The sequence below is a fragment of the Neisseria sp. P0006.S004 genome, from assembly GCF_051963015.1.
Taxonomy (GTDB): domain Bacteria; phylum Pseudomonadota; class Gammaproteobacteria; order Burkholderiales; family Neisseriaceae; genus Neisseria.
The window spans coordinates 187,864-202,013 of record NZ_JBQCUS010000002.1 but is presented as its reverse complement, the minus strand read 5'-3'; the positions used below and the strand labels follow the sequence as shown (position 1 = coordinate 202,013).

17 protein-coding genes are annotated in these 14,150 nt (G+C 51.5%); 12 read left to right on the top strand and 5 right to left on the bottom strand.

The window, feature by feature from the left end; genetic code table 11:
• The first annotated feature begins 56 nt into the window (after positions 1 to 56).
• The 11 genes from mlaE to cysS all read left to right on the top strand — a co-directional run bounded on the left by mlaE (position 57) and on the right by cysS (position 7,954).
• Positions 57 to 833, top strand: a complete 777-nt coding sequence (mlaE, locus tag ACTHR2_RS03920) for a lipid asymmetry maintenance ABC transporter permease subunit MlaE (protein WP_263339948.1) — start codon at positions 57 to 59, stop codon at positions 831 to 833.
• A 49-nt stretch (positions 834 to 882) separates the two neighbouring features.
• Positions 883 to 1,377 carry an outer membrane lipid asymmetry maintenance protein MlaD gene (mlaD, locus tag ACTHR2_RS03915; RefSeq protein WP_003748012.1) on the top strand — a complete coding sequence of 165 codons (495 nt, stop codon included), beginning with the start codon at positions 883 to 885 and terminating at the stop codon, positions 1,375 to 1,377.
• A 32-nt stretch (positions 1,378 to 1,409) separates the two neighbouring features.
• Entirely contained in the window at positions 1,410 to 2,000 is a 591-nt protein-coding gene (locus ACTHR2_RS03910; protein WP_049332874.1) for an MlaC/ttg2D family ABC transporter substrate-binding protein, read from the top strand.
• A gap of 62 nt (positions 2,001 to 2,062) precedes the next feature.
• Complete coding sequence (locus ACTHR2_RS03905; RefSeq protein ID WP_263339942.1) at positions 2,063 to 2,341, top strand: STAS domain-containing protein; 279 nt, start codon at positions 2,063 to 2,065, stop codon at positions 2,339 to 2,341.
• Positions 2,338 to 3,165, top strand: coding sequence for an MlaA family lipoprotein (locus ACTHR2_RS03900; protein WP_263339903.1), 828 nt, complete (start codon positions 2,338 to 2,340; stop codon positions 3,163 to 3,165). The genes ACTHR2_RS03905 and ACTHR2_RS03900 overlap by 4 nt, the downstream gene beginning before the upstream one ends.
• A 114-nt stretch (positions 3,166 to 3,279) precedes the next feature.
• The gene (locus ACTHR2_RS03895; protein ID WP_003681812.1) at positions 3,280 to 3,642 is read left to right on the top strand and encodes a hypothetical protein; all 363 of its coding nucleotides are present in this window, start codon (positions 3,280 to 3,282) and stop codon (positions 3,640 to 3,642) included.
• Positions 3,642 to 4,025, top strand: coding sequence for an acyl-CoA thioesterase (locus tag ACTHR2_RS03890; protein WP_003681810.1), 384 nt, complete (start codon positions 3,642 to 3,644; stop codon positions 4,023 to 4,025). The genes ACTHR2_RS03895 and ACTHR2_RS03890 overlap by 1 nt, the downstream gene beginning before the upstream one ends.
• Complete coding sequence (locus ACTHR2_RS03885) at positions 4,022 to 4,510, top strand: peroxiredoxin family protein (protein ID WP_263339892.1); 489 nt, start codon at positions 4,022 to 4,024, stop codon at positions 4,508 to 4,510. The genes ACTHR2_RS03890 and ACTHR2_RS03885 overlap by 4 nt, the downstream gene beginning before the upstream one ends.
• A 143-nt stretch (positions 4,511 to 4,653) precedes the next feature.
• The gene (obgE, locus tag ACTHR2_RS03880) at positions 4,654 to 5,808 is read left to right on the top strand and encodes a GTPase ObgE (protein WP_263339889.1); all 1,155 of its coding nucleotides are present in this window, start codon (positions 4,654 to 4,656) and stop codon (positions 5,806 to 5,808) included.
• A 39-nt stretch (positions 5,809 to 5,847) separates the two neighbouring features.
• Positions 5,848 to 6,291, top strand: a complete 444-nt coding sequence (locus ACTHR2_RS03875) for a YDG/SRA domain-containing protein (protein ID WP_263339886.1) — start codon at positions 5,848 to 5,850, stop codon at positions 6,289 to 6,291.
• A 34-nt stretch (positions 6,292 to 6,325) separates the two neighbouring features.
• A complete protein-coding gene (gene cysS, locus ACTHR2_RS03870; protein ID WP_263339883.1) occupies positions 6,326 to 7,954 on the top strand; it encodes a cysteine--tRNA ligase in 1,629 nt (542 codons plus the stop codon).
• Between the two features lie 112 nt (positions 7,955 to 8,066).
• Here cysS and ACTHR2_RS03865 read toward each other — a convergent pair whose 3' ends face one another.
• Both ACTHR2_RS03865 and ACTHR2_RS03860 read right to left on the bottom strand, forming a co-directional pair.
• Complete coding sequence (locus ACTHR2_RS03865; RefSeq protein WP_070504173.1) at positions 8,067 to 8,672, bottom strand: nitroreductase family protein; 606 nt, start codon at positions 8,670 to 8,672, stop codon at positions 8,067 to 8,069.
• A gap of 15 nt (positions 8,673 to 8,687) precedes the next feature.
• Positions 8,688 to 9,083, bottom strand: coding sequence for a DoxX family protein (locus ACTHR2_RS03860; RefSeq protein ID WP_263339877.1), 396 nt, complete (start codon positions 9,081 to 9,083; stop codon positions 8,688 to 8,690).
• Between the two features lie 127 nt (positions 9,084 to 9,210).
• Between ACTHR2_RS03860 and ACTHR2_RS03855 the strand changes: the two genes are divergently transcribed.
• Positions 9,211 to 10,101, top strand: coding sequence for a LysR family transcriptional regulator (locus ACTHR2_RS03855; RefSeq protein ID WP_263339874.1), 891 nt, complete (start codon positions 9,211 to 9,213; stop codon positions 10,099 to 10,101).
• Positions 10,102 to 10,158: 57 nt separating this feature from the next.
• Here ACTHR2_RS03855 and ACTHR2_RS03850 read toward each other — a convergent pair whose 3' ends face one another.
• The 3 genes from ACTHR2_RS03850 to ACTHR2_RS03840 all read right to left on the bottom strand — a co-directional run bounded on the left by ACTHR2_RS03850 (position 10,159) and on the right by ACTHR2_RS03840 (position 14,116).
• A complete protein-coding gene (locus ACTHR2_RS03850) occupies positions 10,159 to 10,500 on the bottom strand; it encodes a hypothetical protein (RefSeq protein WP_263339870.1) in 342 nt (113 codons plus the stop codon).
• 130 nt (positions 10,501 to 10,630) lie between these two features.
• Positions 10,631 to 11,698 (bottom strand): Fic family protein, encoded by a 1,068-nt coding sequence (locus tag ACTHR2_RS03845; RefSeq protein ID WP_263339866.1) that lies wholly within the window; start codon positions 11,696 to 11,698, stop codon positions 10,631 to 10,633.
• Between the two features lie 144 nt (positions 11,699 to 11,842).
• The gene (locus tag ACTHR2_RS03840; protein ID WP_263339862.1) at positions 11,843 to 14,116 is read right to left on the bottom strand and encodes a Tex family protein; all 2,274 of its coding nucleotides are present in this window, start codon (positions 14,114 to 14,116) and stop codon (positions 11,843 to 11,845) included.
• Between the last annotated feature and the right edge of the window lie 34 nt (positions 14,117 to 14,150).

The following is a 14,150-nucleotide window of genomic DNA, read 5'->3' as shown; positions in this document are numbered from 1 at the left end:
GGCCTGAAACTTAAACAAGGCCGTCTGAAAACCATTTAACCAATCAACTGAAACCTATGAATTTTATCCGTTCCGTCGGGGCAAAAACCCTCGGCTTCATCCAATCGCTGGGCAGCATTACGCTGTTTTTCCTGCAGATCCTGGCCAAATCAGGTACGGCGTTTACCCGCCCGCGCCTGAGCATCCGCCAGGTTTACTTTGCAGGCGTGTTGTCTGTCCTGATTGTTGCCGTGTCCGGCCTGTTTGTCGGCATGGTATTGGGCTTACAAGGCTATACGCAGCTGGCAAAATTCAAATCCGCCGATATTTTGGGCTATATGGTTGCCGCTTCCCTGTTGCGCGAATTAGGTCCCGTATTGGCGGCTATTCTGTTTGCCAGCAGCGCGGGCGGTGCCATGACCAGCGAAATCGGCTTGATGAAAACCACCGAGCAGCTTGAAGCAATGAACGTGATGGCGGTCGACCCCGTGGCACGCGTGGTTGCGCCGCGCTTTTGGGCGGGCGTGTTTTCCATGCCTTTGCTGGCTTCGATTTTCAACGTTGCCGGCATTTACGGCGCGTATTTGGTCGGCGTCGAATGGCTGGGTTTGGACGGCGGTATTTTCTGGTCGCAAATGCAAAACAACATTACCTTCCATTACGACGTACTCAACGGCTTAATCAAATCCACCGCTTTCGGCGTAGCCGTTACGCTGATTGCCGTGCATCAGGGCTTCCACTGCGTACCTACTTCTGAAGGTATTTTGCGCGCCAGTACACGCACAGTAGTGTCTTCCGCCCTGACCATCCTCGCTGTCGACTTCATGTTGACCGCATGGATGTTTACCGACTAAAGGCCGTCTGAAACGACACTTAAAAAGAATGAAACAAGGACAATAGCACATGAAAAAAAATGCTTTGGAATTTTGGGTAGGACTGTTTGTCTTACTGGGCGCGGCCGCTATCGGCTTTCTCGCCTTCCGCGCCGCCGGCGGACAATCGTTCGGCAAATCCTCTCAAACCTACACCGTCTATGCCGATTTCAGCGACATCGGCGGCTTGAAAACCAACGCTCCGGTCAAATCCGCAGGCGTACTGGTGGGCCGCGTTGCCTCTATTCAGCTCGACCCTAAATCCTATCAGGCAAAAGTCGCCCTCAATCTCGACAGCCAATATCAGTTCAGCAGCGACGTTTCCGCACAAATCCTGACTTCAGGCCTGTTGGGCGAACAATACATCGGCCTGCAACAAGGCGGCGATACCGATTCTTTGGCAGCAGGCGACACCATTACTGTTACCAGCTCCGCCATGGTTTTGGAAAACCTTATCGGCAAATTCATGACCAGCTTTGCCGAGAAAAACGCAGATGGTGAATCTGCCGGTCAAAACAAACAATAAACACATATCAACCCAATATTCAGGACACTCCCATGAAAAAAACTTCCTTCATCAGCGCATTGAGCATCGGCGTATTGAGCATCAGCATGGCATTTGCCTCTCCTGCCGACGCAGTCAACCAAGTCCGTGAAAACTCCGTTCAAGTGCTGAAAATCCTCAACAGCGGCGACGCCAACACTGCACGCCAAAAAGCCGAGGCTTACGCCATCCCTTACTTCGACTTCCAACGCATGACCGCTTTAGCCGTCGGCAACCCATGGCGTACTGCAACTGACGCACAAAAACAAGCGTTGACCAAAGAGTTCCAAACCCTGCTGATCCGCACCTACTCCGGCACCATGCTGAAATTCAAAAACGCCAAGGTCAACATCAAAGACAACCCTGTCGTAAACAAAGGCGGTAAAGAAATCGTTGTCCGCGCCGAAATCAACGTTTCCGGCCAAAAACCGGTCAACATGGACTTCACCACCTACCAAAGCGGCAGCAGATACCGCGCATACAATGTCGCAGTCGAAGGCGCAAGCTTGGTTACCGTATACCGCAACCAATTCGGTGAAACCATCAAAGCCAAAGGTATCGACGGCCTGATTGCCGACTTGAAAGCCAAAAACGGCGGTAAATAATCCACCCCGCACCATGCCGCCTGATGTTCAGACGGCATGGTGCCTTACATCATAAAGACACCATGCAAACAGAAATCCGCAACGGCACGCTCTACATCAGCGGCGACGTTACCGTCAAAACCCTGACTGCTTCCGCCTTTGCGCGCTACGAACAACAATGCCGTCTGAAAGAAACAGACAGCATAGACTTCAGCCAAGTAGGCAAAGCAGATTCCGCCTGCGTTTCCCTGCTGCTCAACGCTCTGCGCCGGACAGACAAAAAACCGACCATTCAAAACATTCCCGATTCCGTCCGCGCACTGGCCGAACTTTACGAAATCAAAGACTGGTTGCAATTATGAAAAAAACCACCGCTTCCCTCTGCCTCCTCATCAGCATAGCCTCCGCACCCGCACTTGCCGAACGCAATCCGGCCGACCCTTACGAAGGCTACAACCGTACCGTTTCCAAGTTCAACGACAAAGCAGACAAATACGTCCTTTCCCCTGTCGCACGCGGTTATCGCAAAGTAACGCCCAAACCGGTGCGTACCGGTGTAAGCAACTTCTTCAACAACCTGCGCGATGTCGTCAGCTTCGGCAGCAACGTTCTGCGCCTTGACGTCAAACGCGCCAGCGAAGACCTCGTCCGTGTAGGCATCAACACCACCTTCGGCCTTGGCGGTTTAATCGACGTAGCCGGTGCAGGCGGCGTACCCAGCAATAAAAACACCCTCGGCGACACCTTCGCCTCATGGGGCTGGAAAAACAGCAACTACTTCGTCGTCCCCCTACTCGGCCCGTCTACCGTACGCGATACCGTCGGCAACGCCGTTACCACCGTCTATCCGGTTAAAAACTCCGTCTTCCACACCAGCATAGGACGCTGGGGCACAACCGGTCTGCAAGCCATCAACACCCGTGAAGAGCTCCTCGACCTGACCGACAGCCTCGAAGGCGCAGCCATCGACAAATACAGCTACACACGCGACCTTTACATGAAAGTCCGCACCCAACAAACCGGCGGCACGCTCCCTCAAAGCGAAGACGACAACATCGACATCGATGACTTGGTGGACAGCAATGTCACTTCCGAACCGGTAGCAGCCCCCCAATCCACTCCGGAAGAAATCCCCGATACAGCCAATCCCCAAACCCTGTATCAAACACCATCAGAAAACCCCTGATTGTTCCCAAAAATAAAGGCCGTCTGAAATTCAGACGGCCTTTATCCCCCAAAAGATAGCCAGTCCCCCACCTTTGCTATATCATTCAACTATACAGAAACCAAGGAAAACACCATGTACGAAGTCAACCGCAGCGTCTTCCTGCTTATCCCCCTCGATCCATTTTGGAACTGGCTGAAATCCCTGCCCGGCAATCACCTAGACGGCCTGACACTGGAAGACATTCAAGCCGATGCCAATTCCTACCTCGTTCGCCCATGCGAAACTGCCGACGAAGTATGGGACGAAATCGAAGCGCGTTTTGAAGATATTTTTGCTGCCGAATTGGCCGACTGGTGCGAAGACGAAAGCGAATGGCCGGATTTGGATGCCGACATTTTCAACGAATGGTTCGATATCCAACTCTCCACCGTGATTACCGACCTCGAACACGAACCCATCGCACGCGAAGAGTTCCAACCCATCAATCTCAACTGATGAAACTGACCGTCCGTAACTACCACCTCGACGGCTATGGCCACGTCAACAATGCGCGCTATCTCGAATTTCTCGAAGAAGCGCGCTGGACGTTTTTTCAAGAGCATGACCTTCTGTCCGAACTCAAAGGCATCATGCTCGTTGTTGCACGCGTTGATATCCGCTATCGCCGCCCGTCGCTTGAAGGCGATGTTTTAACCTTTACAGGCCGTCTGAAAGACATTGGCACACGCCACATCATCCTCAGCCAAACCGCGACCCTGCCCAACGGCAAAGCCGCCATCGAAGCCGAAGTTACCCTTATGCCCGTCAGCAGCGAAAGCGGTCGCAGCATCAGCGTTCCCCAAACCTTAGCACACGCAATTCAAAACCTCGAATCATGAAAAAAATACTCACACTCCTTGTCGTTGCCACGATTGGCGCGCTTCTTGCCTTTGTCCTTATCCCCAGCAGCAAAGCCGCCCCTGATTTCGCCCTGCCCGACCTGCAAGGCAAAACCATTACCAACGCCGATTTGAAAGACAAAGTTACCCTCATTAACTTCTGGTTTCCCTCCTGCCCCGGCTGCGTGAGCGAGATGCCTAAAATCATCAAAACCGCCCAAGACTATCAAGGCAAAAACTTCCAAGTCCTCGGCATTGCCCAGCCCATCGACCCTATTGAGAGCGTCCATCAGTACGTCAAAGAATACGGCCTTCCTTTCACCGTCATGTACGATGCCGACAAAACTGCCGCAAAAGCCTTTGGCACACAGGTTTACCCGACTTCCGTCCTGATCGACAAAAACGGCAACATCCTTAAAACCTACGTTGGCGAACCCAATTTCTCCCAACTCTATCAAGAAATTGACCAAGCCCTCGCCCAATAAATCCAAGGCCGTCTGAAACCATATTTCAGACGGCCTAAAACCGAAATATCCTTTATAATAAGCAACATTTTATCCGTTCAGACACCAAGCTCCTCTATCAACAAAGGCCGTCTGAAACAACCGAATACCCATAAGAGAACATCATGAAATTTATCGACGAAGCAAAAATCGAAGTCGCCGCAGGCAAAGGCGGTAATGGCGCAACCAGTTTCCGCCGCGAAAAATTCGTACCCCGCGGCGGCCCTGACGGCGGCGACGGTGGCAAAGGCGGCAGCGTATGGGCGGAAGCCGACGAAAACACCAACACCCTCGTCGAATACCGCTTCGTCAAACGCTACCAAGCCAAAAACGGCGAAAAAGGCCACGGCTCCGACCGCTACGGCGCAGGTGCGGACGACATCGTCCTCAAAATGCCCGTCGGCACCCTCATCCGCGACCTCGACACCGACGAAATCGTCGCCGACCTCACTTATCACGGCCAGCGCGTCTGCCTCGCCAAAGGTGGCAAAGGCGGCTTGGGCAACATCCACTTCAAATCGTCCGTCAACCGCGCGCCCAAACAATCCACGCCCGGCGAAGAAGGCGAAACCCGTTCCCTGCAACTCGAGCTTAAAGTCCTCGCCGACGTCGGCTTGTTAGGCATGCCCAACGCCGGTAAATCCACCCTGATTACCGCCGTCTCCGCCGCACGCCCAAAAATCGCCAACTACCCCTTCACCACCCTGCATCCGAATTTAGGCGTCGTGCGCATCGACGAAAACCACAGCTTTGTTATGGCCGATATCCCCGGCCTGATTGAAGGCGCGGCAGAAGGTGCAGGCCTCGGCCACCGCTTCCTCAAACACTTATCGCGCACCGGCCTGCTGTTGCACGTTGTCGATTTGGCGCCCTTCGACGAAACCGTCAATCCCGCCGAAGAAGCACTCGCCATCATCAACGAATTGCGCAAATACGACGAAGAACTCTACGACAAACCGCGCTGGCTGGTGCTGAACAAACTCGATATGCTTGACGAAGAAGAAGCCCAAGCGCGAACAGCCGCCTTCCTCGAAGCCATCGGCTGGGACTACCCGAAACCAGACGACCGCTTCCAATTCGACATGGAAACCCCGCGCCTCTTTCAAATCAGCGCCCTGACCCACCAAGGCACACAGGAATTGGTACACCAAATCAACCAATACCTGACCGAGAAAAAACGCATCGAAGCCGAAAAAGCCGAAGCGGAGCAGGCAGCGGTAAATACCGAGATTGCCGAGCAGCAGCCTAAAACGGATACAGGCGTATTTAAGCCGGAGTAAAAAATTTCAGACGGCCTTTTTAATAAAATGGAGAGTCACATGTCTTCCAACTCTTTTTCTTTACAAGAAAACGATATTATTAAACGTTCAGAATTACATGACCAATACGGTGGCAATAGACAAAGTGGCATTGCTGCTTCGGCAAAAACGCCCAATATCTTCCTCTTTACTCACCCAGAAAAAGGCGAAGACCACGGCTATTATGATCGCTGGGATGAGAAGGGAACCACCCTGTTTTATTGTGGCGAAGGGCAACGTGGTGATCAGCGTATGAACAATGGGAATAAAGCTCTCTTGGAACATAAACAGACAGGAAAAGCCATCCGTGTTTTTGCTAATGACACACTAAATGCTCATGTCCGATACATCGGTGAATTTACATTAGATGAGCATCAGCCTTATATAGTTAAAAAAGCACATACAACTAATAATGGCCCAGAACGAAACGTATTTGAATTTTGCTTGCACAAAAAATCCAAATAATTTACCCCCAGTTTATACAAATTTTGAAGATTCCATGACCACCATCTACAACACCCTTACCCGCCAAAAAGAACCCTTTACCCCCATCGACCCTAAAAACGTGCGCATGTACGTTTGCGGTATGACTGTTTACGACTATTGCCACTTAGGCCATGCCCGAGTGATGGTGGTATTCGACATGATTGCCCGCTGGCTGCGCGAGTGCGGTTATCCGCTCACTTATGTGCGCAACATCACCGACATCGACGACAAAATCATCGCCCGTGCGGCTGAAAACGGCGAAACTATCGGCGAACTGACCGCGCGTTTCATTCAGGCTATGCACGAAGATGCCGATGCTTTGGGTGTGTTGCGTCCCGACATCGAGCCGAAGGCAACGGAAAATATTCCGCAAATGATTGCCATGATTGAAACCCTGATTCAAAACGGCAAGGCATATCCTGCCGCAAACGGCGACGTTTACTACGCCGTGCGCGAGTTTTCTGCTTACGGTCAATTGTCGGGCAAATCGTTGGACGACCTGCGCGCAGGTGAGCGTGTAGAAGTGGACGGTTTCAAACGCGATCCGCTTGATTTTGTATTGTGGAAAGCGGCCAAAGCAGGCGAGCCGGCATGGGAAAGCCCGTGGGGCAATGGTCGTCCGGGTTGGCACATCGAATGCTCTGCCATGAGCGAAAACCTGTTCGGCGATACTTTCGATATTCACGGTGGCGGCGCGGATTTGCAATTCCCGCACCACGAAAACGAAATCGCCCAAAGTGTCGGCGCGACAGGCCATACCTGCGGCCACGACCACGCGCAAACCCACCACGGTCAAAGCATCGCCAGCCACGTCAAATACTGGCTGCACAACGGCTTCATCCGTGTGGACGGCGAAAAAATGTCCAAATCGTTGGGCAACTTCTTTACTATCCGCGAAGTGTTGAAACAATATGACCCGGAAGTCGTGCGCTTCTTCATCCTGCGCGCCCACTACCGCAGCCCGTTGAACTACTCCGACGCGCATTTGGACGACGCAAAAGGTGCGTTGACACGCCTGTACACAACCTTGAAAAACACACCAGCGGCTGAGTTTGATTTATCTGAAAACGCTAACGACTACACCCGCCGCTTCTACGCCGCCATGAACGACGATTTCGGCACGGTCGAAGCCGTTGCTGTATTGTTCAAACTTGCCAGTGAAGTAAACAAGACTAATGATGCGCACCTTGCGGGCTGTCTGAAAGCCTTGGGCGGCATCATCGGCCTGCTGCAACGCAATCCAATCAAGTTCTTGCAAGGTGGTGCGGCTTCAGACAATCTTTTCAAAAAAGAAATCGAAGATTTGATTGAGCAAGACAAACAAGCACGCGCAGATAAAAACTGGATAGAGTCTGACCGCATCCGCAACCTGCTCTTGGATACATATAACATTATTTTGGAAGATAACGCCAGCGGTACGACTTGGCGGCAAGGAAACCCAATCAAATTGACTTATAAAGATTACTTTAAAATCAATCCTAATAGCCTCTCCAACGAAGAAATCGAAGATTTAATCGCACGACGCAAACAGGCGCGTGCCGATAAAAATTGGGCAGAGTCCGACCGTATCCGCGACCTTCTGAACGAACACAAAATCATTCTGGAAGACAACGCCGGCGGTACGACTTGGCGCCGCGGTTGATTTCATGGCATAGATAAAAGGCCGTCTGAAACTGTTTTCAGACGGCCTTTTTAATTTTGCTATTTCAAAAAGGGCGCAAACATCACGCCCTTTGTTTAAAACATCATTTCATTTATGCGCCGAATACTTTCAGACGGCCTTCTATTGGTTGGAAGGCTTTTTCTCCGGCTGGAGCCGCGATACCGCCGATCACCATTTGCGCACGCAACAACCAGCTTTCCGGCAAGTTCCATTCTTTGGCAATGGCCGCATCAGGCAGCGGATTGTAGTGTTGCAGATTGGCGCCGATACCGGCAGCCGCCAATGTTGTCCAAACAGCATATTGAACCATGGCATTTGCCTGATCTGCCCAGATAGGGAAATTGGCCGCATAAGATGGGAACTGCTCTTGCAAGCCTTTGACAACATTTTGATCTTCAAAGAACAAAACGGTCGCCGCGCCTGCTTTAAACAAGTTCAGTTTTTGTGCGGTGGCTTCAAACTGCTCGGCAGGAACAACCGCACGCAACGCTTCTTCGACAAAATGCCACACTTTGGCATGTTCTTCGCCAAATAATACGACCACTCGGGCAGATTGCGAATTGAAAGAAGACGGCGTATGCAAAACGGCGTGTTCGATGATTTTGGTTACTTCCTCATTGGACAGAGGCAGGGTGTTGTTCAATGCATAGATAGAACGACGGGTTTCAGCAGCTTGTTGCAAAACAGAATAAGTCATGATCTTTTCCTTAAATTAATTTTTATCTTTACCAAAAGCGTTATCCAAAGCCCACGCTCCGCCACCGGCTACTGCCAGATACAGGAACACGAAACAGAACAAAACGGCAGATTCGCCATGGTTGGCCAATGGGAACAAAACATTACCAGAAGACGCGTGCGCCATAAAGTAGGCGGCTGCCATCTGACCGGACAAAACAAACGCGGCCGGACGGGTGAACAGGCCCAATATCAATAAGATACCGCCGACAATTTCCAAAATACCGGCCACCAGCATCAAGCCTTCAGGCGCGCCGCCCATGGACATTGGGAAACTGAAAAACTTGGCCGTGCCATGCAGCAAAAACAGATACGCCGTAACAATACGCAAGACAGACAATACAACAGGTTGGAATGATTTGAGGGCTGACATCTTAATAATCCTTATTTTAATGGCTACCTGAAGAGGTAGGGAGCAATTTCAATAAGTGCAGTATAGATAATTCCAAGTAAGAGATATATACTCGAATTATTGATACAACGTTTCCTAATAAGAAATTATGGATACCCTATTCAGCCTAAAAGTTTTCCGCCAAGTTGTACAAAGCGGCAGTTTTACCCGTGCCGCCGATCAGCTCGACATCTCCACCGCCATGGCCAGCAAACACGTTAGCCATCTAGAAAACACCATACAAGCCAAGCTCTTACACCGCAACAGCCGCAACCTCCACCTAACTGAAGCAGGCGAAGAATACTACCGCCAATGCAGCTACGCGCTGGATACATTGGACACCGCTGCCCAAAAAGCGGCAGGCGGCGCCGACACGCCGCAAGGTATGTTGCGCGTTACCATGCCCCTATGGTTTGCAGGCGGCAATATGAGCGCATGGCTAGCAGAATACCGCCAGCGTTATCCCAAAGTCACGCTCGACCTCGTCCTCGACAACCGCCATATCGATCTCATTGCCGAAGGTTTTGACCTCGCCTTACGCGTTTCCAAAACCCCCTCCCCTTCGCTGATCGTCAAACCGCTGGCCAAAATCGAGTTCGTCCTGCTTGCCGCCCCCAACTATCTTGCCCGACACGGCACACCCGATACACCCGAAGCCGTCATGCAGCACCAAGCTATTCTGCCTTCCTATACCAGTCAACAAGACCAGGAAATTACCCACCGCGCTACCGCAGAAAAAGCCATTCTCCATCTCTCCCCGGTTATCCGCAGCGACAACACACTGATGATCCGCGAGCTGATTAAATCAGGTGCAGGCATAGGCTATCAGCCCCTTTGGGCAGTCCAGCAGGAATTGAAGGACGGCACATTGATCCAACTCCTGCCCGATTACACCATCTGGGCAGATCAACTGAACGCCACTTATGTCGACAGGGCCTTTCTCAGCGCAAAAGTACGCAGCTTTATCGACTTTCTCAATGAAAAAATATCGGAAGGATAAACATCAAGGCCGTCTGAAACACTTTTCAGACGGCCTTTAATCAAAGCAGCAATCCAATCAATAATTGGTCGAGCAGAACTGCTCACGTTTGTCCGCATCGGCGGCATAACACGTCAAACCCATGCCTGATGCATTGCTGTTGTTCGCTTTCGCACCCGGTTTTTTGTTCACCAAAACCTTACCGTTTTTTCCGATTTCCACGGTTACGCCTTTGCCGTTTTTCAGCTTCCATTTCAACATTTGCGCATCGGCACTTTGGCACTTGCTGACCGTACAGCCGCCTTCTGTCGCGACATTACCGTTTTTATAAATCACGCACTGCTGCTGGCTGTCGGTACAGGCGGCATAGGCAGCAACGGAGAAACAGGAAATCAGCGCGGCAAACAAAACAGGTTTCATGGTTTGAACTCCTAAGGTTGTGATGATGGGTTTGTGATATTTGGAACTATACGCTTGTTTATATCGATAAGCCATCAAGCATGATGGCAAACAATATATTGATTTAATATTGTATAAATTTCAAATATTATCAATTAGTTGGTATTAAGATACTCATTAGCGCAATATTGATATAATAGTTGCTTCTGCCTATCTTTTCTTTGTAAAGGAACCCACCTTCTGTCAGTTCGTCTAGATATTTGACGGCACTAGGGCGAGAAACGTTCAGCGTTTTCATCAGGAAATCGATTTTTGTGTAGGGATGATTGAATAGGTGGTTAATCAGGTCTTGGCTGTAGAAGCTGAAGTTTTGCCTGATGCGGTGTTTGTAGTCCAGCATCGCCTGATGGATGTGCTGCACGGTATAGATGCCGTCCTTGGCGGTTTGTTCCACAGCTTCCAGCATATACAACAGCCAATCTTCCCATTCACCCGTATCGCGTACGTGTTGCAGCAGGCGGTAATATTCACTTTTGTTCCGCACCAGATAGCGGCTGAGGTATAAGACGGGAATATCCAGCAATCCGGTTAAAACCAGATACAACACATTGATAATCCTGCCTGTTCTGCCGTTGCCGTCGTAAAACGGGTGAATGCTTTCAAACTGGTGGTGGAGCAGCGCCATACGGATCAGCGGGTCGATAGATTTTTCCGTGTTGTCGTCATTGATAAATGCTTCCAATCTGCTCATCAGGCGAATGATGTCGTCCATATGTTGCGGCGGCGTATAGACGGTTTCGCCGGTACGGTCGTTTTTCAGCATCGTTCCCGACTGTTTGCGGAACCCGGCACGGTTCTTTTCCAACTCGGCCTGTATTGTCAAAATATGATTGTTGGTTAGCATTCCGTGTTCTTGGATAAGTTCGAAGCCGCAATGCAGTGCTGAAGCATAATTCTGCACTTCTTTAATGGCAGGACTAGACGGGCTTGCCGATATTCCTGCGCGGAACAGTTCGTCATGGGTGGTAATGATATTTTCGATTTCGGAACTGTCTTTGGCTTCCTGCAAAGACAGCGTGTTAATCAGAATGCCTTGGTTGGGAATACTGCGGCAGATGCCTTTTAATTCGGCCAGATAACGATGGGCGGAAGCCAGTTTTTTCAAGACGGCGACAGTTTCGAAATCTATTTCGGGAGGGAATTGTTCGATCGAGTACATTTTAGGGTTTCGGTTAAATGATAAAAAAATCCTGTTTTTTTGCTATATCGCTTCGATATGATAAAAAAACGGGATTTTTTTTACAATTTAATTTTATTTATTTGTTTCAAAACGGTTTTACTTTAAATAGCACTTCGACTACTGTTACCGCTTCAACTTCGCAAACGCATCTGCCATTGCTGAATTGGTTGGGGCACGCTCGTTGCGTTGGGGTTTGCGGGCACGGCGTTCTTGATGTCGGGTTTCAGACTGCCTGTTGCCTTTGGCGGCACTGCCCGGTTCGTCATCCAAACGCATGGTCAGCGCGATGCGTTTTCTGGCGGCATCGACTTCCAGCACTTTCACTTTCACCACGTCGCCGGCTTTCACGACTTCGCGCGGGTCTTGGACGAATTTATTGGAGAGAGCGGAGATGTGCACCAAACCGTCTTGATGGACGCCGATGTCCACGAACGCGCCGAAGTTGGCGACGTTGGAAACCACGCCTTCGAGTATCATGCCAACTTGCAAGTCGCTGATTTCGTGGATACCTTCGGCAAATGAGGCCGTCTGAAATTCGCCACGCGGGTCACGGCCTGGTTTTTCCAGCTCGGACAGGATGTCCAAAATGGTCGGCAGGCCGAAGCGTTCGTCGGTGAAGTCGGATGCTTTGATTTGCTTCACGCGCTCGCGGTTGCCGATGAGTTCGGCGGCGCTAATGCCTTGTTGCGCCAGCATTTTAGCGACGACGGGATAGGCTTCGGGGTGGACGGCGCTCGCGTCCAGCGGCTCTTTACCGCCGTTAATCCGCAAAAAGCCCGCCGCCTGCTCGAAGGTTTTTTCGCCCAAACGCGGTACTTTCAGCAATTTTTTGCGGCTGTTGAACGCGCCGTTTTCATCGCGGTAGGCGACGATGTTTTGGGCAAGGGTTTGATTCAAACCGGAAATCCGCGCCAAGAGCGGGGCGGAGGCGGTATTCACGTCCACGCCGACGGCGTTCACGCAGTCTTCGACCACCGCGTCCAGCGATTTGGCGAGCTGGCTTTGGTTCACATCGTGCTGATACTGACCCACGCCGATGGATTTGGGGTCGATTTTCACCAACTCGGCGAGCGGGTCTTGCAGTCTGCGGGCGATGGACACTGCGCCGCGCAGGGAAACGTCCAAGTCGGGGAACTCGCGTGCCGCCAGTTCAGACGCGGAATAAATCGACGCGCCGGCTTCGGACACGACAATTTTGTGCAGCCCCATTTCCGGCATTCCGCGCACCAGTTCGCCCGCGATTTTGTCGGTTTCGCGGCTGGCAGTGCCGTTGCCGATGGCGATAAGTTTCACGCCGTGCTGTTTAATCAGGCGCGACAGCGTTGCCAACATATTGTTTTCTTGATGCAAATAGACGATGACGGTATCCAGCAGCTTGCCTGTGTCGTCCACCACAGCGCATTTCACGCCGTTCTTGTAGCCGGGGTCGAGGCCCAAAGTCGTCAGCCGTCCTGCAGGCGCGGCGAGCAACAAGTCTTTGAGATTGCGGGCGAACACGGTAATCGCGTCAGTGTCGGCAGCTTCTTTCAAACGATTGAGAGCTTCGAGTTCCAACGACAAAAAGATTTTTGCGCGCCAAGTCAGACGTACGGTATCGCGCAGCCATTTGTGGCCGTCTGAAACCTTGAAACGGCGGGCGATGAGTTGCTCGTATTCGCTTTGCTGCGTAATCGGCGTGTCGTCGGGTTGGTATTTGAGAGCGATGTTCAACACGCCTTCGTTGCGGCCGCGCAAAACCGCCAGCGCGCGGTGGCTGGGCATGGCGCGCACGGGTTCGCGGTGGTCGAAATAATCGCTGAATTTTTCGCCTTCGGTTTCTTTACCTTCAACGACTTGCGCGTGGATTTCGGCTTCGTTCCACAACTTATCGCGCAGCGTGCCGATGAGTTCTGCATCTTCGGCAAACTGCTCCATCAGAATCGCACGCGCGCCGTCCTGCGCGGCTTTGATATCGGGGACGTTTTCGTTCAGGTAGCCTTGCGCGGCGGCTTCCACGTCCTGCGGCTGCTCGGCAAGCAACATATCCGCCAGCGGCTGCAAACCGTGTTCGCGCGCGATTTGCGCTTTGGTGCGGCGTTTGGGTTTGTAGGGTAGATACAGGTCTTCCAGCGCGGTTTTGTTGTCGGCGGCTTCGATTTGCGCCATGAGGGCGTCTGAAAGCTTGCCTTGCTCTTCAATGCTTTTTAAAACAACGGCTTTGCGATCTTCCAATTCGCGCAAATATTGCAACCGCTCGGCAAGCTGGCGCAGCTGCGTATCATCCAGCCCGCCTGTGGCTTCTTTACGGTAACGGGCGATAAAGGGAACGGTCGCGCCGTCGTCTAAAAGCTCGATAGCGGCATTGATTTGCGCGGTAGTCGCGGAAAGCTCCTGGGAAAGAATTTGAGTAATGTTCATCAATAGAATTCCAACGGACAGGCCGTCTGAAATT